The following is a 21,931-nucleotide window of genomic DNA, read 5'->3' as shown; positions in this document are numbered from 1 at the left end:
GAGACACTGATCAATGCACACGTTCGCGTTTACACCCCAGGTTTTGGGGGACCAGGCGCCTCGCGCAGTGGGTAACGGGTCTACCCACAAACGACGCAACGCAGGATCGGGGAACCTGGGGTGCCAACCCCGGAGGGGCTCGGCCGCTTTAACGCGCGCACTGCGTTGCGGCTCCCTTGTGCAGAGTGACTGCACGGCAGTCACCGCGCCTTGTTCGCACGCAAAAGCGACTCGAGCGCGAACGTGTGCATTGACCAGTGTCTCCCTGACCCGGACCCCATCATGAACGTACTGGTAATCGGCAACGGCGGGCGCGAGCACGCGCTGGCCTGGAAGCTGGCGCAGTCTCCGCGCGTCGAACGGGTCCTGGTCGCCCCCGGCAACGCGGGTACCGCACGCGAAGCCAAGTGCGAGAACGTCGACGTCGGCGTGACCGACATCGACGCGCTGCTGACCCTGGCCGAACGCGAGGCCGTCGCCTTGACCGTGGTCGGCCCTGAGGCCCCACTGGTCGCCGGAGTGGTGGACGCCTTTCGCGCGGCAGGCCGGCGCTGTTTCGGCCCCACTGCAAAGGCGGCGCAGCTGGAGGGTTCGAAATCCTTCGCCAAGGATTTCATGCAGCGCCACGGCATCCCCACCGCCGCCTATGGCAGCTTCGAGGACGAGCAAGCTGCGCTGGATTTCATCGCTGCCCACGGTGCGCCCATCGTGGTCAAGGCCGATGGCCTGGCCGCCGGCAAGGGCGTGATCCTGGCGCAGACCGAGGACGAGGCGCGTGCGGCCGTCCACGACATGCTGGGCGGCAACGCCTTTGGCGAAGCCGGACACCGAGTGGTCATCGAGGAGTTCCTGACCGGCGAGGAGGCCAGCTTCATCTGCATGGTTGACGGCGAGCATGTGCTGCCGCTGGCCTCCTCGCAGGACCACAAGGCCCGCGACAACGGGGACCAGGGCCCGAACACCGGGGGTATGGGTGCGTACTCACCCGCGCCGGTGGTGACAGATGCCCTGCATGAGCGCATCCTGCACGAAGTGATCGAACCGACCGTGCGGGGAATGGCCGCAGACGGTGAACGCTACACCGGCTTTCTGTATGCCGGCGTAATGATCGACGCTGCGGGCAACCCGAAGGTTTTGGAGTTCAACTGCCGCTTCGGCGACCCCGAAACCCAGCCAATCTTGAGCCGGCTGGAATCGGACCTGAGCGAAGTGATCGAGGCCGCGCTGGACGGCCGCCTGGACCAGGTAGAGGCCTGCTGGGATCCGCGTGTGGCCCTGGGCGTGGTCCTGGCCGCGGGGGGTTACCCGGGCGCCTACCGCAAGGGCGACCCGATTACCGGCCTGGACGCGGTGACGGGTGATCCCGATGCCTGCGTCTTCCATGCGGGCACCGCGATCAATGCGGACGGCCAGGTAGTCACCGCCGGGGGCCGCGTGCTGTGCGTGGTCGGCCTTGGCGGGGACGTGAAGGCCGCGCAAAAAAAGGCCTATGCGGCCGTGCAACAGATTCATTTCGACGATATATACTGCCGAACAGATATCGGCTATCGCGCCGTCGCCCGGGAGGGATAAACCCGGACCGCGGCGCGTCTACCCCTTTTTGGAGATCCGCCCGATGGCCGCCCCCGAAGTCACGCACCTGCCCAACCTCCCTAACGATGTGGAGGGCCTGCGGCAATCGATCCGCGATGCCGTGGTCCGCGTGGTCGGCGAAGACCCGCGCCAGGCCACCGAGCGCGACTGGATGGAGGCCCTGGCCTTCGCCATCCGCGAACGCATGGTGGAACGCCGCCTGCTGACCCGCCGCCAGTTCGCCGACGAGGACGTCAAGCGCGTCTACTACCTGTCGATGGAATACCTGATCGGGCGCATGCTCGAGGCCAACCTGCGGAACATGGGCATCCTCGAGCCCGCCCGCCAGGCGATGGCCGACCTCGGCGTGGACCTCGACACCATTCTCGACCTGGAAGACGACGCGGCCCTCGGCAACGGCGGCCTCGGACGTCTGGCCGCCTGCATCCTCGAATCGCTGGCGACCCAGGGTTACCCCGGCTATGGCTACGGCATCCGTTACGAGTTCGGGATGTTCCGCCAGCAGTTCGAGCCTTATCAGCAAGTGGAACACCCGGACAACTGGTTACGTTACGGCAACCCGTGGGAATTTCCGCGCTCGGATCGCAAATACACCATTCATTTCTACGGCTACGTGGTCGAACACCATCACCCCAATGGCGAGACTCGCTACACCTGGGAGGACGGCGAGGAAGTCATGGCGATGGCCTACGACTACCCGACCGCCGGCTATGGCAGACGCAACGTCAACAATCTGCGCCTGTGGGCGGCCAAGGCGACCCGCGACTTCGACCTGCGTTACTTCAACGAGGGCGACTACATCCGCGCCGTGGCGGACAAGGCCGAGTCCGAGACGATCTCCATGGTCCTGTACCCCAACGATGCCACCGCGATCGGCAAGGAACTGCGGCTGAAGCAGGAGTACTTCTTCGTCTCCGCCTCGTTGCAGGACATCATGGATCGCCATCTGGCGTTGGGCTATGACCTGGACGCTCTACCCGACAAAGTCGCGATCCAGCTGAACGACACCCACCCGGCGATCGCCGTGGCGGAATTCATGCGACTGCTGATGGACTGCCACGAACTATCCTGGGAACGTGCCTGGGATCTGACCCGGCACACCTTCGCCTATACCAACCACACCCTGATGCCCGAGGCTCTGGAAACCTGGCCGGTCGAGCTGATGGAACGCGTACTGCCACGCCACATGGGGATCATCTACCAGATCAACCATGACTTCCTGGAAGAGGTACGCCACCGTTACCCCGGCGACACCGAGCGCCTGGCGCGGCTGTCCATCATCGACGAGGGGAACGGTCGCCGCGTGCGCATGGCACACCTGGCCGTGGTGGGCTCGCACCGCGTCAACGGCGTCGCGGCCCTGCATACCCAGCTACTGCAGGAGACCCTGTTCGAGGACTTCTACAACCTCTGGCCGGAGCGTTTCGTCAACGTGACCAATGGCGTGACCCCACGCCTGTGGATGATCCAGTCCAACCCCGCGCTCACCGAGCTGCTGAGCCAGCGCATCGGCGACGACTGGCAATACGACCTGGACCGCCTGCGCGCGTTGGAGCCCTACGCCCACGATGCGGACCTGCAGAAGGCCTTCATGGACGTAAAGCGCGCCAACAAACAGCGCCTGGCAGACCTGGTCCGCGAACGCACTGGCGTGGAACTGAACCCGGACGTGATGTTCGACGTGCAGATCAGGCGCATCCACGAGTACAAGCGGCAGCTGCTAAAGCTCCTGCACGTGGTGGATCTCTACCGGCGTATACGTGCCGGCGAGGACATCCCGCCGCGGGTCGTCCTGTTCGGCGGCAAGGCCGCACCGGGCTATGCCCGTGCCAAGGGCATTATCCAGGTGATCAACGAAGTCGCGGACATCGTGAACAATGACCCAGCCGTGGGCGATCACCTGAAGTGTGTGTTCTTCCCCAACTACGAGGTCAGCTCCGCCAGCATCATCATCCCGGCGGCGGATATCTCCGAACAGATCTCGACGGCCGGCTTCGAGGCCTCCGGCACCGGCAACATGAAGCTGGCGCTGAACGGGGCACTGACCATCGGCACGCTAGACGGCGCCAATATCGAGATCCGCGATGCGGTCGGCGAGGAATCCATCTTCATCTTCGGTATGACTGCCGACGAAGTCGTCGAGCATCGCAGCAGCGGGCCCAGCCCCGAAGCCATCCTGGCGCAGCAGCCTAACCTGGCCGCCGCAGTAGAAATGATCGAAACAGGGTTCTTTACCTGTAACGACCCAGCCACCCATGGTGACCTCGGACGCTACCTGCGCCAGGAAGATCCGTTCTTCGTGATCGCCGACTATGCGGCCTACGCCGAGGCCTGTGATCGCGCGGATGCCCTGTATGCCGACCGCGCCGCCTGGGCGGAGGCCGCTATCCTGAATGTCGCGCGCATGGGCTTTTTCTCGATCGATCGTACGGTGCGCGACTACGCCAACCAAATCTGGGACATCACCCCGGAACCGGTGGCCCCGTCACGCACCAACGGGGCCGCCTGACGCGGCGCCGAGCGGTCAGTCGTCCGGCAGGCCCAGACGACGCAACCAGCCTTCGGGGTTCCCGGCGCAGACCAGGAATTCGGGGTTCAACAGGCTTTCGCGCGTGTTGTAGCGCAATTCCTGGCCGTTGAGGTCCGTCACCCGTCCGCCTGCGGCCCGCACGACCGCATGCGCGGCAGCGGTGTCCCACTCACTGGTGGGCCCCAGGCGCGGATAGATGTCGGCGGCGCCTTCGGCCACCAGGCACAGCTTTAGCGAGCTGCCCATGCTGACCAGTTCGTGCGGGCCCAAGCGGCCTAGCGCGAGCTTCAGGCGTTCCGCGCCATGCGATCGGCTGCCCGCCACCATCGGGTAATCGGTGCCCATACGCTCATGCGCCACCGAGATCTCACGCGGGGCCTGGTCTTCGTCGCGACGGATCGCCTGGCCATCATGGTGGCCGGCATAAAGACGCTGCAGCACCGGGCACCAGACCACCCCCAGCACCGGCTCGTGATTGTGGATCAGTGCCACATTCACGGTGAACTCGCCGTTGCGCTTCACGAACTCGCGGGTGCCATCCAGGGGATCAATGAGCCAGTAGGTCTGCCACTGGCGGCGACGTTCGTAGGGGATATCCTGACCCTCTTCCGAAAGCACCGGCCAGTCGGGATCGATGTCGGCCAATCCTTTGCTGAGGATGCGATGGGCCGCCAAGTCGGCCTCGGTGAGCGGCGAATGATCCGCCTTCTCGGTCACCGCAAAACGGGTCTCGTAGGTTTCGAGGATGGCATGACCGGCCTCGGCGGCCAGGGCCGAGACCTCGTGCATAAGGGCGGTGAGAGCCGCGTCCTTCGGCGGAGCATGCATGGGGAAACTCCCGTTCTCCCGAATACGGACGGGTAGCTTGGCAGTATTTTCCTCAGGCGTCGAGGTAGTCGCGAACCATATACAACGCGGCGATGGAACGCGCCTCGGTCAGGTCTTCGCGGGCCACCAGCTCGGTGAGTCGGTCCAGTGACCAGGGCACCACCTCGATGGTCTCCGGCTCGTCGCCTTCTGCGGCCTGCGGATAGAGGTCCTCCGCCAGTACCAGATGGGTCTGATGGGCCATGTAACCAGGCGCCACGGTCAACGCCCCCAGATGGGTCAAACGATGGCCCGCATGCCCCACCTCCTCCATGATTTCGCGGTTGGCGGCGGCCAGGATGTCCTCACCAGCCTCCATTCGCCCCTTGGGCAAACCGAGTTCGTAGCGGTGGGTGCCGGCGGCGTATTCACGGATCAGCAGGACGGTGCGATCGGCCTGCACCGGTGCGATGATCACCGCCCCGTGGCCACGACTGACCAGCCGCTCGAAGCAGGTACGTGCCCCGTTGCTGAACTCGAGGTCCAGCTCCTCCACTTCGAACAGGCGACTACTGGCGACCGTGCGCCGTCCCTGGACATCCGGCTTGTCTCGACTCATGCCGCCTCCGGGCGTGGTGTAGGGACCGCTTGATTAATAGCTATTGCGCAAGCGCACCAGGGTTCGCAGTTCACCCTCGAACAGGGTGTCGAACACGAAGCCATGATCGGAGGCCACCACATCGAAGCCGTCCTGCTCCTCGGGCTGGGTCTCCTCAAGGCGCAAATCAAGATCGCCCCAGCTCACCGCCATGGTTACGCGCATCGGGAAATAGCCATCCAGGAAGCGCCGCACGAACGGCCCGTTCTCCAACCGGTAGACGCCATCGCCCTCGTGCTCAACGATCTTCATGCGCGCGGTCACACAGACCTCGGCATCACTTTCCACGCCGCGCAGGTCAACGCGGTCGCCTTCAGCGCGCGCCGATTCGATGTTGCGGGTGGATTCGACCTGAAGCTCGTCGATCTTCTCCTCATTGTACACAATGACCATGCGCCGAATGGCCGCCACATCGTTGTGACACTGGCGCAGATCGGCCCAGCCATCCTCCAGCGAGGACTGCGTTATCCGAATCTGGTTCTGGTGGTGATGAGGAATGCGATCGGGCTCTTCGAGCAGGAATTTAAGCTCGGGGCTAGTGGTCTGGGTATCCTCCGGGGAGACCGTCTCGCCCCATAGGCTGTCATCCTCCAGCGGGTCATAGTCCGGGTCGCTTGGGTCCATCCCCTGGGCCACCAAAGGCAGAGACAAAAGCGCCGCAAGCAGCGGGGCCGCCCGGAACCGGGATTGGGGTACCATGGATTCCATCGTATTCACCCTCTTTTACGTTGCCATCTGTTGTGGACCGTCAAAACCCCCAAAAAAATCCGCCACACCACGCACCCTCGACCCCGGTCGAGTGGAGCCGAATCGACACCGTGCTGTTCGACATGGACGGCACGCTGCTCGATCTGCACTTCGACAATCGCTTCTGGCGCGAGCTGATCCCGCAGGAATACATCCGTTGCCAACCGGACGATCCGGAGTGCGCCCGCCGCCGCCTGGAAGACGAGATGCAGCGGGTTCGCGGCAAGCTGGAGTGGTACTGCGTCGACCACTGGACCCGTTTTACCGGCCTGGACATCCTCGGCCTCAAACGGCACCTGGCTCACCACATCACGGTGAAGCCGCATGCCGAAGAGGTTCTGAGCGCCCTGAAACAAGCCGGTCGCCAACGGGTGCTGGTCACCAATGCCCATCCGCAGGTCTATGAATTCAAGCATCGGCTGACCCGAATCGGCGACCGTCTGGATCAGATCGTCTCCGCGCACAACCTCGATTGCGCCAAGGAGGACACGTCGTTCTGGGAGCGCTTGCAGGGGGTCGCCCCGTATGACCCGGAACGCACCCTGCTGGTCGACGACAATCTTCTGGCACTGGCCAGCGCCGCGGGCGCGGGGCTGGCCGAACTGCGGGGGATGCGCTACCCGGACGAACAGGGCGACCCCATGCACTCCGAGGAATTCGAACTGCTGGAGTCGCTCGCGGACCTGCTGCCCGGCCCCGCCACCCTCGCCAACACCCGAGGTGGCACGCCGGCTACTTGACCGGTGTCGGCAGGTTGCGAATGCAATCCAGGCGGATCTGTACCGGCCGCCCCTCGCACTCGCCGTCCAGCCAGGCATAGCCATCGGCCTCGCGCACCTCGCGCGGCTTCACCTTGCCCCACCACGCCTGGCTGGAATCCGGTTCGGCCCAATTCAACTGCAGGGTCTCGCCGGTGAGGATGGCAATCTCCAGGCGTTCGGTGACGTGCTTGGGAACGGTGGTATCGGTCATCGGGGCAGTTCACGGTAGTCAGTCGGATCGGGGATGCCGGCGGCCGCGAATGCCGCACGGCGGGCCTGGCACTGCGGGCACCGCCCGCATTGGCGCGATTGTGCCAGAAGGCAGCTCCAGGTGAGGCGCCAATCGAGCCCCAGCGGGTCAGTGGCCGCGATAATCTCGGCCTTGGACTGGTCGATCAGGGGGGCCTCCACCTGCAGGCCGGGCACCAGTGTTGCGGCCAATGCCGACACCTGCTGCACGAACCCCGCCTGCGAGCCCGGTCCATGCCCCTGGTCCTCGCGGTTCAGCGCCAGCAGGATACGGCGATCACCGTGATGCTCGGCGACGTTGATGGCCAATGCCAGAACCAGCAGATTGCGCTGGGGCAGCGGCACATGACCGACCCAGTCGTTACGTCGGGTAAACGCCGCGCGCAACGACTGCAGGTCCAGCGGGATCGGGGTACAGCCATAGGCCGCGGCCAGGTGCTCGACGGCGGCCCATTCGCGCTCGGCATTGCGTTGACCGTAATCCACCCAGACGGCCCGCAGAGGGTCGCCAGCGGCATGCCGCTGGGCCAGCAGTGCGCTGCTCTCGATGCCACCGGAGAGCAGAAGCAGATCGCGGGTTTCGGACCGGCCGGTTTCCATTCGGGCACCATACACAGCAACGCACCACGGAGACAGCCACTTGATCGAACAACTACGCAGCCACTGGCAACGCCTGCTGGGGGCGGAACGCAGCGACGCCGTCGAAGGCCGTCCGGAGGATCGCCTGCAGCGCGCCGCGGCCGCCCTGATCATGGAGGTCTGCCGCGCGGACTTTCAGCTCCACCCGCAGGAACTGAAATCCGTGCGCGCCAGCCTGATCGAACTGTTCCACCTGGATAGCGATACCGCCGACGCCATGTTGGAGATTGCCCAGGAGGAAAGCGATGAACTCATCTCGATTCATCCGATGGTGCGCGAGGTGAATGACGCGTTCGATGCGGAGCAGAAGGCTGACATCATGCGCGCCCTGTGGCGGGCGGCTTGGGCCAATCATGATCTGCACAAGCGCCAGGAAGCCGTGATCCGTCACCTCGCAGACCTGCTCTACGTCCCGCACGCGACCTTCATTCGCACCAAACACGAAGTCTTGGGCGATGAGGCCGATCCGGACTGATCGGGGCGGGCGCTGATGGGTGATCCAGGCACCTTGCTGGCCGCGCTGGCCGTCGGCATCCTCGGCGGCGTGCACTGCCTGGGGATGTGCGGCGGCATCGTCGGAGCAATCTCCATGGGCCACGGTCGCCGCGGTCCGGGACTGAACCTGCTGCTGGCCTACAACATTGGGCGCATGACGAGCTACGTGATCGCCGGGGCGCTGGCCGGCTGGCTGGGGGCGACCCTCCTGGGCGGGCTCCCGGCGGGGCAGGCGATCCTGCAAGGCATCGCGGCGCTTTTCCTGATTCTGTTGGGGTTGTACCTGGCGGGCTGGTGGTCGGTCCTGGCGCGGCTGGAGCAGGCCGGCGGGCTGCTCTGGAGACGGGTCGAGCCCCTGGGTCGGCGCTTCCTGCCTGTACAACACCCCGGTCAGGCCCTGCTAGTCGGCGGGCTGTGGGGCTGGCTGCCCTGTGGGCTGGTGTACAGCGTGCTGGCCTGGTCACTCAGTGCCGGCGGGGCACTGGAAGGGGCAGCCCTGATGGGCGCCTTTGCCCTGGGAACGCTGCCCAATCTGCTCTTGATGGGGGTATTCGCCGCGCGTCTGGCGGCCTTCGTGCGGCGCCCCTGGGTGCGCCGCCTTGCCGGTGGCGCGGTCGCGCTGTACGGGGTCTGGATGCTGCTGAACCTGGTGATGTGACGCCCCGACCGGTCTGCGACCGGGGCGTCGGTAGGGCATGCTGTTGCGGCGATTAGATCGGTGTTTCCTAGTCCGCGAAGAAATCGCGCGAGAAACGAATCGGCAGTTCCCGCTCGCTGCCCGCCGGGGTGATGTCGATCGCGAAGTCGAGCGTCTCGCCGCTACGCACCGTAACCTCGGAGAGGAAGTAGATGGCGTCGCCGTCCTGGATCTCGCGGAAACGCAGGCTGCGCATCTGATCGTTCATATTGGTGGCGGACCCCGTCACATCGGCCGACACCGCCTCCAGGCCATTATCGCCACGCTCCATCACGCTGATATTGATCATGGCCCGGTTGGAACTACGGCGAACGTCATAAGCGCGCGCCACTTCCGGGGACAGGAACGTCGTGTTGATCACGTTGTAGTGGACGACGTAATTGTCAAACTCCGCCTCGTTGGCGGATGCGATCGAGGTGCCGAGAGCAACCGCCGCCAAAGCGACGAGAAAGCCGGTAATGACCCGATGCACTCTTGCCATGGATGACTCCTTTGCCTTGTTGGACAACCGAGACCCCGCGGCGGTATTGCCGCCAGAGCCCCTGTCTTCGAGTCTAGCCCGTTTTGCCTGCAATGAAACGGGGTGCGCAGCGGATGATCGGCAAGCACCTTGATCCAGATCAGAAAGATCGGACGACAATCAGCAAGATATAGAGCCCAACCAACGCGATCATCGGCGAAAAATCAATTGCACCGGTATTTGGCAGAGCACGCCGCAGCGGACCGAGGATGGGCCGGTTCACCGCGCCCGCCAGACGCATGATGGGATTGTTGGCAGCACCACCCCCAGCCTGAATCCAGCTCATTACCACCTCGACAATCAGGGCAATGATGAAGACCCAGATCACCGTGGTCAGCAATTCGCGGATCGCGGCGGCCAGGATGATCCCGATCCCGACGTCCACGCCGAGGATGATCACCCGTAGCCACACCTCGATGAACTTGAGCAGCACCATCAATACGATGGCGGCCAGATCGAAACGACCCAGCGACGGGATCACCGGTCGCAGCACCCGCAGCGGCGGGTCGGTCAGCATGACGATGGTCTGCGAGATCGGGTTGTAGTAATCGGCCCTTACCAGGCCGAAAATCGTCCTCAGGATCAACAGGATGATGTAGATCCCGAAGACAACACTTACGAGAAAAATGGCGATCTCTTGTCCGGTTCCGGCGGCGGCCATGCGGGCTCCTTGCGACAGGTCAACCGCGCCCATTCTCCGGCAAGCCCGGCGGGATGCCAAGCGAGATTACACGGTATCCAGCCAAGCAGGGGCCCACTGCAGCAGTTGCCCCGTCAACCTCAGGACTTGCCCAGGCAGTCACGCACCCGCGTCGCGATCTCCTCGATGGACAGCTCGGTAACATCCAGATGCGGAATCGTCCAACTATCGAGGAATTCCTGGATGGCCGCGCATTCGGCCCGGCATTGCGCCAGGCTGGCATAGCGGCTGTCCGGGCGGCGGCCCTCGCGGATCTGCGCCAATCGTTGCGGGGTGATCGTCAGCCCGACCAGTCGCCCGCCCAGACCCCGCAGGCCCTCGGGCATGTGCGGGATATCGCCCTGGTTCAGGTCCTCCGGGACCAGCGGGTAGTTGGCCGCGAACAGCCCGTAGTTCATCGCCAGATAGAGACTGGTCGGTGTCTTGCCGGAGCGCGAGGCACCCAGCAGGACCACATCGGCCACCGAGAGGTCCTGCACCGCCAGGCCATCGTCGTGTGCCAGGGTGTAGTTCAATGCCTCGATGCGGCGGTCGTAACGGCTGATATCGCCCATGCCGTGGGCTCGCCCGGATACGGACTGCGACGGCACCCCCAGCAGACCTTCCAGCCGCTCGACCTGCTCGCCGAAGACATCAATCACCGGGACCGGAGACTGGCGCAGGTCGGCACGCAGGTCGGCATTCGCCAGCGTCGCCACCACCAGGGCCGGCTGTGGCCCGTCTTGAGCGCGGGCAAAGACGCTGGCCAGGCGGCCGGGTGTCTGCACGAAGGGCAGGCGGTGCCAGGCCGGGTCGACATCCGGGAACTGGGTAAACAGCGACCGCGCCAGGGTCTCGGCGGTAATCCCGGTCCCGTCCGAGACTAGGTACACCTGCGGGCACTGAACGGGGGCTTCAGGCATCACCCACCTTCCCCACCTTGTCCAGTTGCTCCCAGGTGGACAGTAACGAATCGGGGTTCAGCGACAGCGAGTCGATGCCCTCGTTCATCAGCCAGACCGCCAGCTCCGGATAGTCGGACGGGGCCTGGCCGCAGATCCCGACATACTTGTCGGCCCTGCGCGCGGCGCGGATTGCCATGCTCAACAGCGCCTTCACTGCATCGTTGCGCTCGTCGAAGGAGTCCGCCACCAGCCCGGAGTCGCGATCGACCCCGAGCGTCAGCTGAGTCAGGTCGTTGGAGCCGATGGAGAAACCGTCGAAATGCTCCAGGAAGCGCGGCGCCAACAGGGCGTTGGACGGGATCTCGCACATCATCACGACCTTGAGCCCGTTCTCGCCACGACGCAGCCCTTCCTCGCCCAGCACCCGGATTACATCCTCGGCTTCAGAGAGTGTGCGCACAAAGGGGACCATGATCTGGACGTTTTCCAGCCCCATAGCGTCACGTACCCGGCTCAGGGCTTCGCATTCCATCGCGAACGCCGGACGGAAGGTCTCCGAGCGATAGCGCGAGGCGCCGCGAAAGCCCAGCATCGGGTTCTCTTCCTGCGGCTCGTAGCCAGCGCCGCCGATCAGGTGGGCATATTCATTGGACTTGAAGTCGGACAGGCGCACGATCACCGGCTCCGGCGCGAAGGCCGCCGCCAGCGTGGCGATGCCCTCGGACAGCTTGCGCACGAAGAACTCGCGCGGGCCCTCATCGAACCCGCGCAGGCGCTCGGCGACCTGCTCCTGCACCTCCGGGTCGAGGCGGTTCGGGTCCTCGGCATAGTCGAGCAGCGCCAGCGGGTGCACGCCGATGGTGCCGTTGATGATGAACTCCAGCCGCGCCAGCCCGATCCCGGCATGCGGCAACTGCGAGAAGGCGTAGGCCCGCCCCGGGTTGGCGACGTTCAGCATCAGCTTGACCGGCAGATCGGGCAATTCACCGATATCGGTCTTTTTGATCGTGTACTCCAGCTTGCCGGGGTAGACGTGCCCGTCATCGCCCTCCGCGCAGGAGACGGTCGCCTCCATGCCGTCGGAGAGCACCTCGGTCGCATCGCCACAGCCCACCACCGCGGGGATACCCATCTCGCGGGCGATGATCGCCGCATGACAGGTACGCCCGCCCCGATTGGTCACGATCGCGGCGGAGCGCTTCATCACCGGCTCCCAGTCGGGATCGGTCATATCCGCAACCAGGATGTCGCCCTCTTCCATGGTGTGCATCGCGTCCGGTGAATCCAGCACCCGCACGATTCCGGCGCCAATACGCGAGCCGATCGCGCGCCCCGTGACCATCGGCGCGGTCTCATGCGCGGCCAGCTCATAGCGCTCGCCCGCACCCAGTTCCACCCGGCTCTCCACCGTCTCGGGGCGGGCCTGTACGATAAACAGCTCGCCGGTCTCGCCGTCCTGCGCCCACTCGATGTCCATGGGTCGGCCGTAGTGCTGCTCGATGGCCACGGCATAACGGCCCAGCTGCTCGGCATCGGCATCCGACAAACAGAAGCGGTGGCGCAGATCTTCGGGGGTGTCCTCGGTCCGCGTCCCCTCCTCGGTAAGCACCATACGCACGGCCTTGCCACCTAGCGCGCGCCCGATAATGGCGCGCTTTCCGGCCGCCAGCGCCGGCTTGTAGACCTGATACTCGTCGGGGTTCACCGCGCCCTGCACCACCGTCTCGCCCAGGCCCCAGGCCCCGGTAATGAACACCGCATCGCGAAACCCGCTCTCGGTATCCAGCGTGAAGATCACACCACTGGCGCCGACATCGGAGCGCACCATGCGCTGGATGCCCGCCGACAGTGCGACCTCGTCGTGGGCAAAGCCGTTGTGTACGCGATAGGCGATGGCACGATCGTTGTAGAGGCTGGCGAAGCACTCGCGCAGGCGCTGGATCAGTGCGTCGGCACCACGTACATTGAGGAAGGTCTCCTGCTGGCCAGCGAACGAGGCCTCGGGCAGATCCTCGGCCGTCGCAGAGGAGCGCACGGCCACCGGCACATCATCCCCCAGTTGCGCGTAATGCTCGCGCACCGCCTGCTCCAGCTCGGGAGGCAACTCGGCCTGTTCGATCCATTCGCGCACCTCGCGGCCCGCCGCGCGCAGGGCCTCGATATCATCAATGTCGAGATCGGCCAGACGGGCCTTGATCTGTGCATCCAGTCCGTCCTTGGCTAGCAAGGCGCGATAGGCATCCGCGGTCGTGGCAAAGCCGCCTGGCACGCGCACCCCGGCGGCACCCAGCTGACCCAGCAGCTCGCCCAGGGAGGCGTTCTTGCCACCCACCCGGGCGACATCGTTCATGGTCAGATCGGCGAGATCGACTACCCAGTTCATGAAGGCTCCCAAACGTGGCCTTTGTGACCCCCTTAACACGGGGCAAAGACTGTGATCAGCTACACTTTGACGTTTTGCAATTCTTCAGGAGACTGCGTGACTGCACCAGCCGCCCGTCGTTTCAGCTTAACCCAATCCATCCCGCTGACCATGCTGCTCGGATTGGCCTGTCTGACGCAATCCGCCGGGGCGAACGACTCGGTTCCCTCCATGGCCATTCTGGGCGCGGTGGAGAACGTGCACATCATGGAGGAAGACATCGTTCTGGAGGCGCGCATGGACACCGGCGCCACCTCGTCATCGCTGAATGCTCTGAACAAGGAACGCTTCGAGAAGGACGGCGAAGACTGGATCCGCTTCGAGGTCGTCGACCCGGAGGACGAAGAGGCCCGCATCACCCTGGAGCGCCCAATCGAGCGCACCGTGCGCATTCGTCGCCATAGCGGCGAGTCGCAGGAGCGGCCGGTGGTGCGCATGGAGTTCTGCATCGGCAACCAGCTCCTGACCGCCGATACCAGCCTGATCGACCGCACCGCCCTGACCTACCAGGCGCTGATCGGACGCAGCCACATGGCCGGGCACATCCTGGTCGATTCCGGTGCCGAACATCTACAAGCGCCGGATTGCTCGGCGGATGATCAGTGAAGCGCTTTCACCTACCGATCCTGATCGTTCTCTTAAGCGCGATCGGGCTCGGCGTCTTCGCTTACAAGGTGAGTGCGCTGGGGATGCCTCTGCAACCGGACGCCACCGCCGAGACCTGGCTGGTGGAGGCCCGCGTGCGCTACCAGCCGACCGGTGGTGCGACAACCGTGGAATTACGCATCCCCAACCGCCTCCCCAACTTCTCGATACTGGACGAGGGTTATGTCTCGCGGGGCTACGGGCTCAACACCCTCAGTCAGGCGGACGACCGCGTGGCCCAATGGACCACGCGGCAGCCGCGCGGCGAACAGGTGCTCTATTATCGAGCGACGCTATACCGTGACGGCGACGACCGATCCGAGGCCGAATATCCCGGACCAGTGGCGGCGCCGGAATGGACCGAACCCTTCCACTCGGCGGCGGAGGCGTTGATCGACGACGTCCGGGAACGCTCCTCCAACATCCAGAGTTTTGCCTCAGTCCTGGTCAATGACCTTGCCAACGCTCCCCCTGCCTCAAATGCAGCGGTCTTCATCGAGAGCGACGACAATCGCACCCGGCGGACCGAAACCCTGATCGAACTGCTCGCGACCGCCCGCATACCCGCGCGCCAAGTGACGGCCCTGCGACTGGTCGATGGACGCCGCGACGTCGAGCCACAGACCTGGCTGGAAGTACACAACACCCGACGCTGGGTGCCGATCGATCCGGAAACCGGGACCGTCGAATACCCCGACGACGTGGTGGTCTGGTCGCACGGCAGCGCCCCGCTCCTGGAGGTCAGCAATGGCGAGAATGCCGAGGTCCGATTCGCTGTCTCGCGCGGGGTGCAGGATGCGCTAGCCACCATCCAGCGCTTTGGAGAAACCCTCGACACCCGCATTCTGGACTTCTCCACCCTGGATCTACCGCTGGGCACTCAGAACACCTATCGGGTGCTGCTGATGGTACCCCTGGGCGCCATGATCATCGTGTTCCTGCGCAACGTGATCGGCATCCAGACCTTCGGCACCTTCATGCCGGTGCTGATCGCACTGTCATTCCGTGAGACTCAGCTTCTGACGGGCATCATCCTGTTCACCCTGATCGTCTCTCTTGGCCTCGTGGTGCGCTTCTACCTTGAGCATCTACGATTGCTGCTGGTACCGCGTCTCGCCGCCGTCGTCAGCGTGGTGATCATGCTGATGCTCGCAATCAGCGTACTGTCGCACCATCTCGGCTTCGAGCGGGCCCTGGCCCTATCGCTGTTCCCAATGGTCATCCTCGCCATGACGATCGAGCGCATGTCCGTGGTCTGGGAGGAACACGGCCCGGCGGACGCGATCACCCAGGGCGTGGGCAGCCTGGTGGTCGCGGCAGCCGCCTACGGGTTGATGGCCAATCGCCAGCTGGAACACCTGCTGTTCGTGTTCCCGGAACTGTTGCTGGTGCTGCTGGCGATCACCCTGCTGCTGGGCCGCTACACCGGCTATCGCCTGACCGAGCTGTTCCGCTTTGGCCGCATTCAGGACGCCATGCGGAGGACCGACTAATGCCCGCCTGGCTGCCACGCTTTGTACGTCCGCGCCTCTTGAAGGAGCAGGGCATCGTCGGGATGAACGCCCGCAATGCCCGCTACATCGCCGCGTGGAACGCGCGGCGCTTCTACCCGCGGGTGGACGACAAGCTGCAGACCAAACAGCTGGCGCTAGACGCCGGCCTGGCGGTACCCGAGCTCCATGGTGTCGTGCGCACCCACCGCCAGATCCGCGATGTACGGACACAGCTTCCAACCTATACAGACGGTTTCGTCATCAAGCCCGCGCACGGGGCGGCCGGCGACGGGATCCTGGTCATCGAAGGCTGGCGCGGGGATCGCCCCCGCCGCGCAGGCGGCCGCGCCATGGAATTAAGCGAGCTGGACGACCACATGTCGAACATCCTGTCCGGCATGTACAGCCTGGGCGGCCGACCGGATGTCGCCATGATCGAACAGCGAGTGCGCTTTTCGTCAATTTTCGATTCGGTCTCCTACCGCGGCGTGCCGGATATCCGCACGGTGGTCTACCGCGGCTACCCGGTGATGGCGATGATGCGCCTTCCGACACAGGACTCTGACGGCAAGGCCAACCTGCACCAGGGCGCGGTCGGGACCGGTATCGACCTGGGTTCCGGCCGCACCATCGGCGGGGTACGCTACAACAAGCCCTGTCGCGAACATCCCGATAGCGAACAAAGCATCGTCGGCCTGCAGATCCCCGGCTGGGAACAGTTGATGGAGCTGGCGGCGGGCTGCTACGAACTCAGTCGAATGGGTTACCTGGGGGTCGATGTGGTCATCGACGCCGACCGCGGACCGCTAATCCTCGAACTGAATGCACGCCCGGGGCTCGCCATCCAGATCGCCAACGGCGAGGGCCTCGACCACCGCATCACTGCGGTGGAGGCGCACATGGTGGCCCGCGAGACCGAGACGCCTGCGGAGCGCGCCCGCTGGGCCGCCGAGGTCTTCGCTCGCCCCGAGAACACCCAGCGCGACGAGCCTTAAGCGCCCGCAACGGCCTCCACCCCCGCTTGAGCATGGCCGCGAAGGGAAGGGGCGTTACGGACTGCGGAGCGGTTTGGGCTATCCTAGGCGCATGACTTTTGCCGCCGAGACCAACACGCCGGACATCGAACAAGCCCTGGCGGATGCCGAGCACGTCTGTGCCCGCCAGGGTGCGCGTCTGACCGAACAGCGCAAACGCATCCTCGAGCAGATCCTGCGCACTGAGGGCGTGATCAAGGCCTACGACCTGATCAACGCGCTGTCCTCGGACGACCACTCCATCAAGCCACCAACGGTGTACCGCACCCTGGCCTTCCTGCTCGAGCAGGGGCTGATCCACCGCATCGAGAGCCTGAACGGCTTTGTCGCCTGCTCGCACCCAGGCGAGCGCCACGAATCCGCGCTGATGATCTGCGACGGTTGTGGCCAGATTGCCGAGTTTCACACCCCGGAACCCGCCAGCCGGGCACTGGAGAAAGAGGCGCAGGCAAAAGGCTTTGAGATCGACTCGCGCATGGTAGAACTACACGGCCAGTGCGCCGACTGCCGCCAGACGGATACGCTCGAATAACCCCGTCCGATACCGCTGCTGGCATGTCCCAGACACCCGATCTGGCGGCCTTCCCGCCCCTATTGCGAGCCGATACCCGTGTGATAGTACTCGGGAGCTTCCCCGGCGTGGCATCACTGAAGGCGCAGGCCTATTACGCCCACCCCCGCAACCAGTTCTGGCCCATCGTCGGGCAGATCCTGGACGAACCCTTCGCCGAGTTGGATTACCCCAACCGGGTGGAACGCCTGCTGGCCCACGGCGTGGGGTTGTGGGATGTCTATGGCGCCTGTTCGCGGGAGGGCAGCCTGGACAGCGCCATCCGGCAGCCCGTGCCCAACGACCTTGGACGACTAGTCCGTGAGGCACCGGGGCTACGCCTGATCATCCACAACGGCGCCGAGAGCGGGCGGCGTATCCACGAGACTCGCGCCCTGGGCGTCGAGGCCGTGCGCCTCCCCTCGACCAGCCCCGCCAACGCCCGCCTGAGCCTATCCGAAAAACTGGAACACTGGCGTGCCGCCTTCGCGCGTGCCGGCCTCCCCGACGTTTGAAACATCCCCCCGAGAGGGGTGTGGTCCTACACACTGCGCTTGAGAAACGAAACGTTATCTTGTAACGTTCACAGTCGAATTGTAACTCTATAACGTTCCATTCCATGTAGCAGGGAGTCCCGCCATGAACCGCCATCAGCTTCTTCTTCGCCCCACCCTTACCGGCCTCGCGGCTGTTGCCTTGACCGCACCTGGGCTCGCTTCGGCGCAATGGAGCGCCGAATCGGAAAACCGCTCGTGGGGTCTTGACGTCTCCCTGATCCTGGAAGGTGTCTACTACAACGAACTGTCGCACGGCATCAGCGATCCCGCCGGCTTCGACGATGGCCACGACCACGGGCATGACCACGGGCATGGTCACGACCACGGTTTCGACGATGGCTTCAACCTCGGCCACAGCGAACTGGTCTTCGAGGCCAATCTGGGCGACCTCTTCGATGGCGTCCTGATGCTCGGCTTCGACGACAGCGACGTCGAAGTTGAAGAAGCCTACCTGACCACCCGCGCCCTGCCCGGTGGCTTCCAGATCAAGGCGGGTAAGTTCCTGTCCGACATCGGCTACATCAACAGCCGCCACGGCCACGACTGGGACTTCGTCGATCGTCCGCTGGTCAACGAGTACCTGTTCGGCGACCACGGCTTGCAGGAGACCGGCGTTCAGGCGACCTGGGTTGCCCCAACCGAGACCTACACCCAGCTGGGCATTGAACTGCTCCAGGGTGACAACAGCTTCATCCCCTACGAGGGCGGGGGTGGTTCTCACACCACCAATGCAGGAGACGAGATTCGTTCCTCCTTCTCCAATGTCTCGGGCCCCCGTCTGATCACCGCCTTTGCCAAATTCGGCCCGGATCTCGGCCCGGACCACGCGCTCCAGTTTGGCGTGTCCGGTGGCTACGCCAACACCTGGCAACAGGAAACCGAACATGGTTCCGGTCTTGAGGAATGGGACGGTGACGCCTGGTTTGCCGGTCTTGATGCCGTCTACAAGTACAGTTCCGGGCGCGCCTACGGTCACGGCGACTGGCGCCTCCAGGGCGAGTACTTCTACCGCGAGATCGACGTTGACTACCAACGTCGTGAAGACCAGAACACTATTGCCGGCAACGCCATCGGCAGTAGCAAGGCCAAGCAAGATGGCATGTATCTCCAGGGCGTCTATGGTTTCGCACCGCGCTGGGAGGCCGGACTGCGCACGGAGGCCCTGGGCTTGACCAATCGAGGCCTACCCACGAATGAAGGGCCTGATCGCGACTTTGTTTCGCCCTCCTTTGGCACTTCCTACCGCCATAGTGCCCAGGTTACGTTCCGCCCAGTGGAACCGGTCTTCCTGCGCGCCCAGCTGTCGCAGAACGACTTCATCGATGACGACGGCCACCGCGACCGCGGGCTGGAGTTCATGCTGCAGTTGAATGTCGCCCTCGGCGCGCACGGCGCACACCGCTTCTGATGTTCGCTCGCGTGGGTCCGCTCGGACCCACGCACCTCCCAATGTTCGGCGGATACGCCGGCTTCGGGACACACCAGACACGCAACCCTTTTCCAAGGAGTCCCGCATGTTTCATCGCATGATTCGCTCTCACACCACCCGATTGTTCACGGGCATGGCAACGATCGCCCTGGCGGCCCTGTTGCTGGCACCCAGCCAGGCGGTGGCCGGCCTCAATATCGTCGCCACCACCTCCAGCCTCGGCGCCATCGCACGCGAGATTGGCGGCGATGAGGCCGAAGTCCGCGTCCTCGCGCCGCCGGACCGCGATGCCCATTACCTCGACGCCCGCCCCAGCTTCATGGCCGCCCTGCGTCGCGCCGACATGCTGCTGGAACTCGGCGCCGGCCTAGAAGAAGGCTGGCTCCCGGCCGCCCAGCGGGGTGCCAGCAACCGCGCGATCAACTCCGGCCAACCGGGCCACTTCCGCGCCGCAGACAAGGTCGAACTGCGCCGCTCGATCACCATGGACGGGCCGAACATGGGCCACGTGCATGAGGAGGGTAACCCGCACTTTAACGCCGATCCGCTGCGTATGGCCGAACTCGCTCTAGCCCTGGGTGCGCGCATGGGCGAGCTTCGCACCGACCAAGCCGACACCTTCATGGAGCGCGCCGAACGTACCGCCGAACGCCTGCGCGAACATGCCGAGGCCCTAGCCGGACAGGTAGAACCGGACCAGCGCATCGTGGTGTATCACGAGGACCTCGACTACCTGGAGGAATGGCTGCCGGTGGAGATCGTCGGCTACCTCGAACCGGCCCCGGGCATCCCGCCGACCGCGCGTCACCTGCGCAGCCTGGTCAGTGATCTCGAAGGCACCGAGGGTACCGTCCTGTACGCCGAATTCCAGCCGCCGCGAGGCGCCGAATTCCTGGAACGCAATCTCGGCTGGCCCACCCATGCCGTGCCGCTGGATCCGCCGGCCGATTCGGCGCTGGAGGGTTACCTGGATCTGATGACCACCTGGGCGCAAAGCCTGCCCCAACGGTAACCTGGCGACACAAGCCGACTAAAGGTTCGGACCCGGAAAGTCACTTTCCGGGTCCGTTATCATTTGCGCCTTCCCAACTCTGACGAGCCCACATGCCGCCGAATGCCACCCCTGCAATCCTGAGCGTGCAGTCCGCCCGGCTCGGATTTGATCGTCCGGTGCTGGGGCCATTGTCAGTTGATGTACCCAACGGTGCGCGCTGGGCCTTGACCGGCCCCAATGGCGTTGGCAAATCCCTGCTACTGAAGGCCGTTACGGGCCAGGCACGGGTGCATGGCGGCCGGCTGCACCTCGCACCCAATGTGGATGTCAGCTTGCTGGGACAGGACCATCCTCGGCGACAGCCTTGGCCCTTGTCCGGACACGACTGGTTCCGAGCAATGGGCGCCACGGCACCGGATCAACCGCGCATACAGGCGCTGCTCCACCGCCGTCTCGACCGCCTGAGCGGCGGTCAGTGGCAGTTACTGCGTCTCGCCGCCGCGTTGCACAGCGGCAGCGCACAACCGTCACGTGAGCGCTTGGTCCTGCTGGACGAGCCGGCCAACCACCTTGACGCCGAGGTGCGGGGCGACGCCGTCTCCCTGATTGCTGCACTTCCGGCCAACGCGACACTGGTCATGACCAGCCACGATGATGACTTCCTGCGAGCCATCGGCGTGGAGAACCACCCACTAGAGGGCTACTTCGATGCTGGGTGACCTCCTGCTCGTTCCGTTCGTCGCCGGGCTGCTGGTCACGGCTGTACTCGCGCTGGCCGGAGCCGGGCTGTTCCTGCGCGGCTCGGTCTGGCAGGCACTGGCACTTGGACAATGGGCGGCGGCCGGCGGGGTCCTGGCCTCCGTGCTGCACTGGCCGGTACTGCCCGTGGCACTCGCGCTAGGCGCTGGCGTAATGGCGCTGCTGCAACGCACCCCGGACCGCGAGCGTCTACCCCTTGCCGTTTTCCTGGCCGGACTGGCCGCGGTCACGTTGCTCGCGGCCAATTTCTCGCAGGCCAGCCTCGCCGCCGCGGCCTGGGCCGAGGGTCAGCTCTACTTCGCGGGACCGCAGGAACTCTGGGCTGTTGCGGCACTAGCACTCGCCAGCCTGGTGCTAGTGCTCGGCTTGCTGAAGGTATGGCGCCACGCTCAGCTCGCCCCCGACGTGCCCGCCACGCCCGCCCCGGCAGCATGGCTGCGCCTGACGGAGATCGCCTGGCTGGTGGCGGCGATCGTGCTCGGCAGCATGGTCCTGGGCCTGCCAGCCGCGCTAGCCAGCCTGCTGCTCCCGGCCTGGGGCGCCGCCCATCTGGCGCGCAACCTTCGTGGCCATTTCCTGTGGGCGCAGTCGCTCGCCCTGGCCGGATTCCTGATCGCCTGGAGTCTAAGCCTACCGCTGGACCAGCCCTTCGCCCCGGTACTCGTACTAGTGAACGTCGTACTCGCTCTCGCCGCCCGAATGGTCGCGATGTGGCGCTGAACTGACGGCCCTCGGCCTATTCAATTCGAGGGCCGACCCAGGAGTTAA

General features: G+C 64.9%; 23 protein-coding genes. 14 read left to right on the top strand and 9 right to left on the bottom strand.

Annotation, left to right across the window (positions count from 1 at the left end; all coding sequences use genetic code 11):
* Positions 1–282 precede the first annotated feature (282 nt).
* Entirely contained in the window at positions 283–1,572 is a 1,290-nt protein-coding gene (purD, locus tag D002_RS0107800) for a phosphoribosylamine--glycine ligase (RefSeq protein ID WP_018141356.1), read from the top strand.
* Positions 1,573–1,615: 43 nt separating this feature from the next.
* A complete protein-coding gene (locus D002_RS0107795; protein WP_018141355.1) occupies positions 1,616–4,102 on the top strand; it encodes a glycogen/starch/alpha-glucan phosphorylase in 2,487 nt (828 codons plus the stop codon).
* Positions 4,103–4,117: 15 nt separating this feature from the next.
* On the opposite strand, the gene cysQ is transcribed toward D002_RS0107795, so the two are convergent.
* The 3 genes from cysQ to D002_RS0107780 are packed head-to-tail and all read right to left on the bottom strand — an operon-like array spanning position 4,118 to position 6,287.
* The gene (gene cysQ, locus D002_RS0107790; protein WP_018141354.1) at positions 4,118–4,951 is read right to left on the bottom strand and encodes a 3'(2'),5'-bisphosphate nucleotidase CysQ; all 834 of its coding nucleotides are present in this window, start codon (positions 4,949–4,951) and stop codon (positions 4,118–4,120) included.
* A 52-nt stretch (positions 4,952–5,003) separates the two neighbouring features.
* Positions 5,004–5,549, bottom strand: coding sequence for an ADP compounds hydrolase NudE (gene nudE / locus D002_RS0107785; protein WP_018141353.1), 546 nt, complete (start codon positions 5,547–5,549; stop codon positions 5,004–5,006).
* Between the two features lie 33 nt (positions 5,550–5,582).
* Positions 5,583–6,287: a hypothetical protein gene (locus D002_RS0107780; protein WP_026181598.1), complete on the bottom strand. Its 705-nt coding sequence runs from the start codon at positions 6,285–6,287 to the stop codon at positions 5,583–5,585.
* 41 nt (positions 6,288–6,328) lie between these two features.
* On the opposite strand from D002_RS0107780, the gene D002_RS0107775 reads away from it, so the two are divergent.
* Positions 6,329–7,075, top strand: coding sequence for an HAD family hydrolase (locus D002_RS0107775; protein WP_026181597.1), 747 nt, complete (start codon positions 6,329–6,331; stop codon positions 7,073–7,075).
* On the opposite strand, the gene D002_RS0107770 is transcribed toward D002_RS0107775, so the two are convergent.
* The gene (locus D002_RS0107770; RefSeq protein ID WP_018141350.1) at positions 7,068–7,307 is read right to left on the bottom strand and encodes a hypothetical protein; all 240 of its coding nucleotides are present in this window, start codon (positions 7,305–7,307) and stop codon (positions 7,068–7,070) included. The genes D002_RS0107775 and D002_RS0107770 overlap by 8 nt on opposite strands.
* Positions 7,304–7,945: a 7-cyano-7-deazaguanine synthase gene (locus D002_RS0107765; protein WP_018141349.1), complete on the bottom strand. Its 642-nt coding sequence runs from the start codon at positions 7,943–7,945 to the stop codon at positions 7,304–7,306. The genes D002_RS0107770 and D002_RS0107765 overlap by 4 nt, the downstream gene beginning before the upstream one ends.
* 40 nt (positions 7,946–7,985) lie before the next feature.
* Here D002_RS0107765 and D002_RS0107760 point away from each other — a divergent pair, with 40 nt between their 5' ends.
* Both D002_RS0107760 and D002_RS0107755 read left to right on the top strand, forming a co-directional pair.
* On the top strand, positions 7,986–8,459 hold the full coding sequence (locus tag D002_RS0107760; RefSeq protein ID WP_018141348.1) for a TerB family tellurite resistance protein: 474 nt from the start codon (positions 7,986–7,988) through the stop codon (positions 8,457–8,459).
* A 15-nt stretch (positions 8,460–8,474) separates the two neighbouring features.
* Positions 8,475–9,137 carry a sulfite exporter TauE/SafE family protein gene (locus D002_RS0107755; RefSeq protein ID WP_018141347.1) on the top strand — a complete coding sequence of 221 codons (663 nt, stop codon included), beginning with the start codon at positions 8,475–8,477 and terminating at the stop codon, positions 9,135–9,137.
* A 67-nt stretch (positions 9,138–9,204) separates the two neighbouring features.
* Here the strand turns inward: D002_RS0107755 and D002_RS0107750 are convergent, their stop codons facing one another.
* The 4 genes from D002_RS0107750 to ppsA form a co-directional block, all read right to left on the bottom strand.
* Positions 9,205–9,657: a DUF4426 domain-containing protein gene (locus D002_RS0107750; protein ID WP_018141346.1), complete on the bottom strand. Its 453-nt coding sequence runs from the start codon at positions 9,655–9,657 to the stop codon at positions 9,205–9,207.
* Between the two features lie 139 nt (positions 9,658–9,796).
* Positions 9,797–10,357 carry a YggT family protein gene (locus D002_RS0107745; protein ID WP_018141345.1) on the bottom strand — a complete coding sequence of 187 codons (561 nt, stop codon included), beginning with the start codon at positions 10,355–10,357 and terminating at the stop codon, positions 9,797–9,799.
* 119 nt (positions 10,358–10,476) lie between these two features.
* Positions 10,477–11,298, bottom strand: a complete 822-nt coding sequence (locus D002_RS0107740) for a pyruvate, water dikinase regulatory protein (protein ID WP_018141344.1) — start codon at positions 11,296–11,298, stop codon at positions 10,477–10,479.
* Complete coding sequence (gene ppsA / locus D002_RS0107735) at positions 11,291–13,663, bottom strand: phosphoenolpyruvate synthase (RefSeq protein ID WP_018141343.1); 2,373 nt, start codon at positions 13,661–13,663, stop codon at positions 11,291–11,293. Before ppsA ends, D002_RS0107740 begins: the two co-directional genes overlap by 8 nt.
* Before the next feature lie 150 nt (positions 13,664–13,813).
* Between ppsA and D002_RS0107730 the strand changes: the two genes are divergently transcribed.
* The 9 genes from D002_RS0107730 to D002_RS13115 all read left to right on the top strand — a co-directional run bounded on the left by D002_RS0107730 (position 13,814) and on the right by D002_RS13115 (position 21,883).
* On the top strand, positions 13,814–14,308 hold the full coding sequence (locus tag D002_RS0107730) for a RimK/LysX family protein (protein WP_026181596.1): 495 nt from the start codon (positions 13,814–13,816) through the stop codon (positions 14,306–14,308).
* Positions 14,305–15,840, top strand: a complete 1,536-nt coding sequence (locus tag D002_RS0107725; RefSeq protein WP_018141341.1) for an inactive transglutaminase family protein — start codon at positions 14,305–14,307, stop codon at positions 15,838–15,840. The genes D002_RS0107730 and D002_RS0107725 overlap by 4 nt, the downstream gene beginning before the upstream one ends.
* Entirely contained in the window at positions 15,840–16,835 is a 996-nt protein-coding gene (locus D002_RS0107720; protein ID WP_018141340.1) for an alpha-L-glutamate ligase-like protein, read from the top strand. Before D002_RS0107725 ends, D002_RS0107720 begins: the two co-directional genes overlap by 1 nt.
* Before the next feature lie 91 nt (positions 16,836–16,926).
* Complete coding sequence (locus D002_RS0107715; protein ID WP_018141339.1) at positions 16,927–17,406, top strand: transcriptional repressor; 480 nt, start codon at positions 16,927–16,929, stop codon at positions 17,404–17,406.
* A 23-nt stretch (positions 17,407–17,429) separates the two neighbouring features.
* Positions 17,430–17,939, top strand: a complete 510-nt coding sequence (locus D002_RS0107710; RefSeq protein ID WP_026181595.1) for a DNA-deoxyinosine glycosylase — start codon at positions 17,430–17,432, stop codon at positions 17,937–17,939.
* Between the two features lie 124 nt (positions 17,940–18,063).
* Positions 18,064–19,389 carry a hypothetical protein gene (locus tag D002_RS0107705; protein ID WP_018141337.1) on the top strand — a complete coding sequence of 442 codons (1,326 nt, stop codon included), beginning with the start codon at positions 18,064–18,066 and terminating at the stop codon, positions 19,387–19,389.
* 154 nt (positions 19,390–19,543) lie between these two features.
* Positions 19,544–20,422: a metal ABC transporter substrate-binding protein gene (locus D002_RS0107700; RefSeq protein ID WP_231362933.1), complete on the top strand. Its 879-nt coding sequence runs from the start codon at positions 19,544–19,546 to the stop codon at positions 20,420–20,422.
* 92 nt (positions 20,423–20,514) lie between these two features.
* Positions 20,515–21,123: an ATP-binding cassette domain-containing protein gene (locus D002_RS0107695; protein ID WP_018141335.1), complete on the top strand. Its 609-nt coding sequence runs from the start codon at positions 20,515–20,517 to the stop codon at positions 21,121–21,123.
* Positions 21,113–21,883 carry a metal ABC transporter permease gene (locus D002_RS13115; RefSeq protein ID WP_018141334.1) on the top strand — a complete coding sequence of 257 codons (771 nt, stop codon included), beginning with the start codon at positions 21,113–21,115 and terminating at the stop codon, positions 21,881–21,883. The genes D002_RS0107695 and D002_RS13115 overlap by 11 nt, the downstream gene beginning before the upstream one ends.
* Positions 21,884–21,931 lie beyond the last annotated feature (48 nt).

Source organism: Thioalkalivibrio sp. ALJ7 (assembly GCF_000376865.1).
Classification (GTDB): Bacteria; Pseudomonadota; Gammaproteobacteria; order Ectothiorhodospirales; family Ectothiorhodospiraceae; genus Thioalkalivibrio.
The sequence above is the reverse complement of the archived record's forward strand: the minus strand, read 5'-3'. Positions and strand labels throughout refer to the sequence as shown.

Excerpts from the sequence above, each read along its gene's own strand:
- D002_RS0107755 (WP_018141347.1), top strand. The coding sequence starts at position 8,475 with ATGGGTGATCCAGGCACCTTGCTGGCCGCGCTGGCCGTCGGCATCCTC.
- D002_RS0107730 (WP_026181596.1), top strand. The coding sequence starts at position 13,814 with ATGCTGCTCGGATTGGCCTGTCTGACGCAATCCGCCGGGGCGAACGAC.
- D002_RS0107740 (WP_018141344.1), bottom strand. The coding sequence starts at position 11,298 with ATGCCTGAAGCCCCCGTTCAGTGCCCGCAGGTGTACCTAGTCTCGGAC.
- D002_RS0107700 (WP_231362933.1), top strand. The coding sequence starts at position 19,544 with ATGGCAACGATCGCCCTGGCGGCCCTGTTGCTGGCACCCAGCCAGGCG.
- D002_RS0107750 (WP_018141346.1), bottom strand. The coding sequence starts at position 9,657 with ATGGCAAGAGTGCATCGGGTCATTACCGGCTTTCTCGTCGCTTTGGCG.
- cysQ (WP_018141354.1), bottom strand. The coding sequence starts at position 4,951 with ATGCATGCTCCGCCGAAGGACGCGGCTCTCACCGCCCTTATGCACGAG.
- D002_RS0107745 (WP_018141345.1), bottom strand. The coding sequence starts at position 10,357 with ATGGCCGCCGCCGGAACCGGACAAGAGATCGCCATTTTTCTCGTAAGT.
- D002_RS0107765 (WP_018141349.1), bottom strand. The coding sequence starts at position 7,945 with ATGGAAACCGGCCGGTCCGAAACCCGCGATCTGCTTCTGCTCTCCGGT.
- nudE (WP_018141353.1), bottom strand. The coding sequence starts at position 5,549 with ATGAGTCGAGACAAGCCGGATGTCCAGGGACGGCGCACGGTCGCCAGT.
- ppsA (WP_018141343.1), bottom strand. The coding sequence starts at position 13,663 with ATGAACTGGGTAGTCGATCTCGCCGATCTGACCATGAACGATGTCGCC.
- purD (WP_018141356.1), top strand. The coding sequence starts at position 283 with ATGAACGTACTGGTAATCGGCAACGGCGGGCGCGAGCACGCGCTGGCC.
- D002_RS0107710 (WP_026181595.1), top strand. The coding sequence starts at position 17,430 with ATGTCCCAGACACCCGATCTGGCGGCCTTCCCGCCCCTATTGCGAGCC.
- D002_RS0107695 (WP_018141335.1), top strand. The coding sequence starts at position 20,515 with ATGCCGCCGAATGCCACCCCTGCAATCCTGAGCGTGCAGTCCGCCCGG.
- D002_RS13115 (WP_018141334.1), top strand. The coding sequence starts at position 21,113 with ATGCTGGGTGACCTCCTGCTCGTTCCGTTCGTCGCCGGGCTGCTGGTC.
- D002_RS0107705 (WP_018141337.1), top strand. The coding sequence starts at position 18,064 with ATGAACCGCCATCAGCTTCTTCTTCGCCCCACCCTTACCGGCCTCGCG.
- D002_RS0107720 (WP_018141340.1), top strand. The coding sequence starts at position 15,840 with ATGCCCGCCTGGCTGCCACGCTTTGTACGTCCGCGCCTCTTGAAGGAG.
- D002_RS0107780 (WP_026181598.1), bottom strand. The coding sequence starts at position 6,287 with ATGGTACCCCAATCCCGGTTCCGGGCGGCCCCGCTGCTTGCGGCGCTT.
- D002_RS0107715 (WP_018141339.1), top strand. The coding sequence starts at position 16,927 with ATGACTTTTGCCGCCGAGACCAACACGCCGGACATCGAACAAGCCCTG.
- D002_RS0107770 (WP_018141350.1), bottom strand. The coding sequence starts at position 7,307 with ATGACCGATACCACCGTTCCCAAGCACGTCACCGAACGCCTGGAGATT.
- D002_RS0107795 (WP_018141355.1), top strand. The coding sequence starts at position 1,616 with ATGGCCGCCCCCGAAGTCACGCACCTGCCCAACCTCCCTAACGATGTG.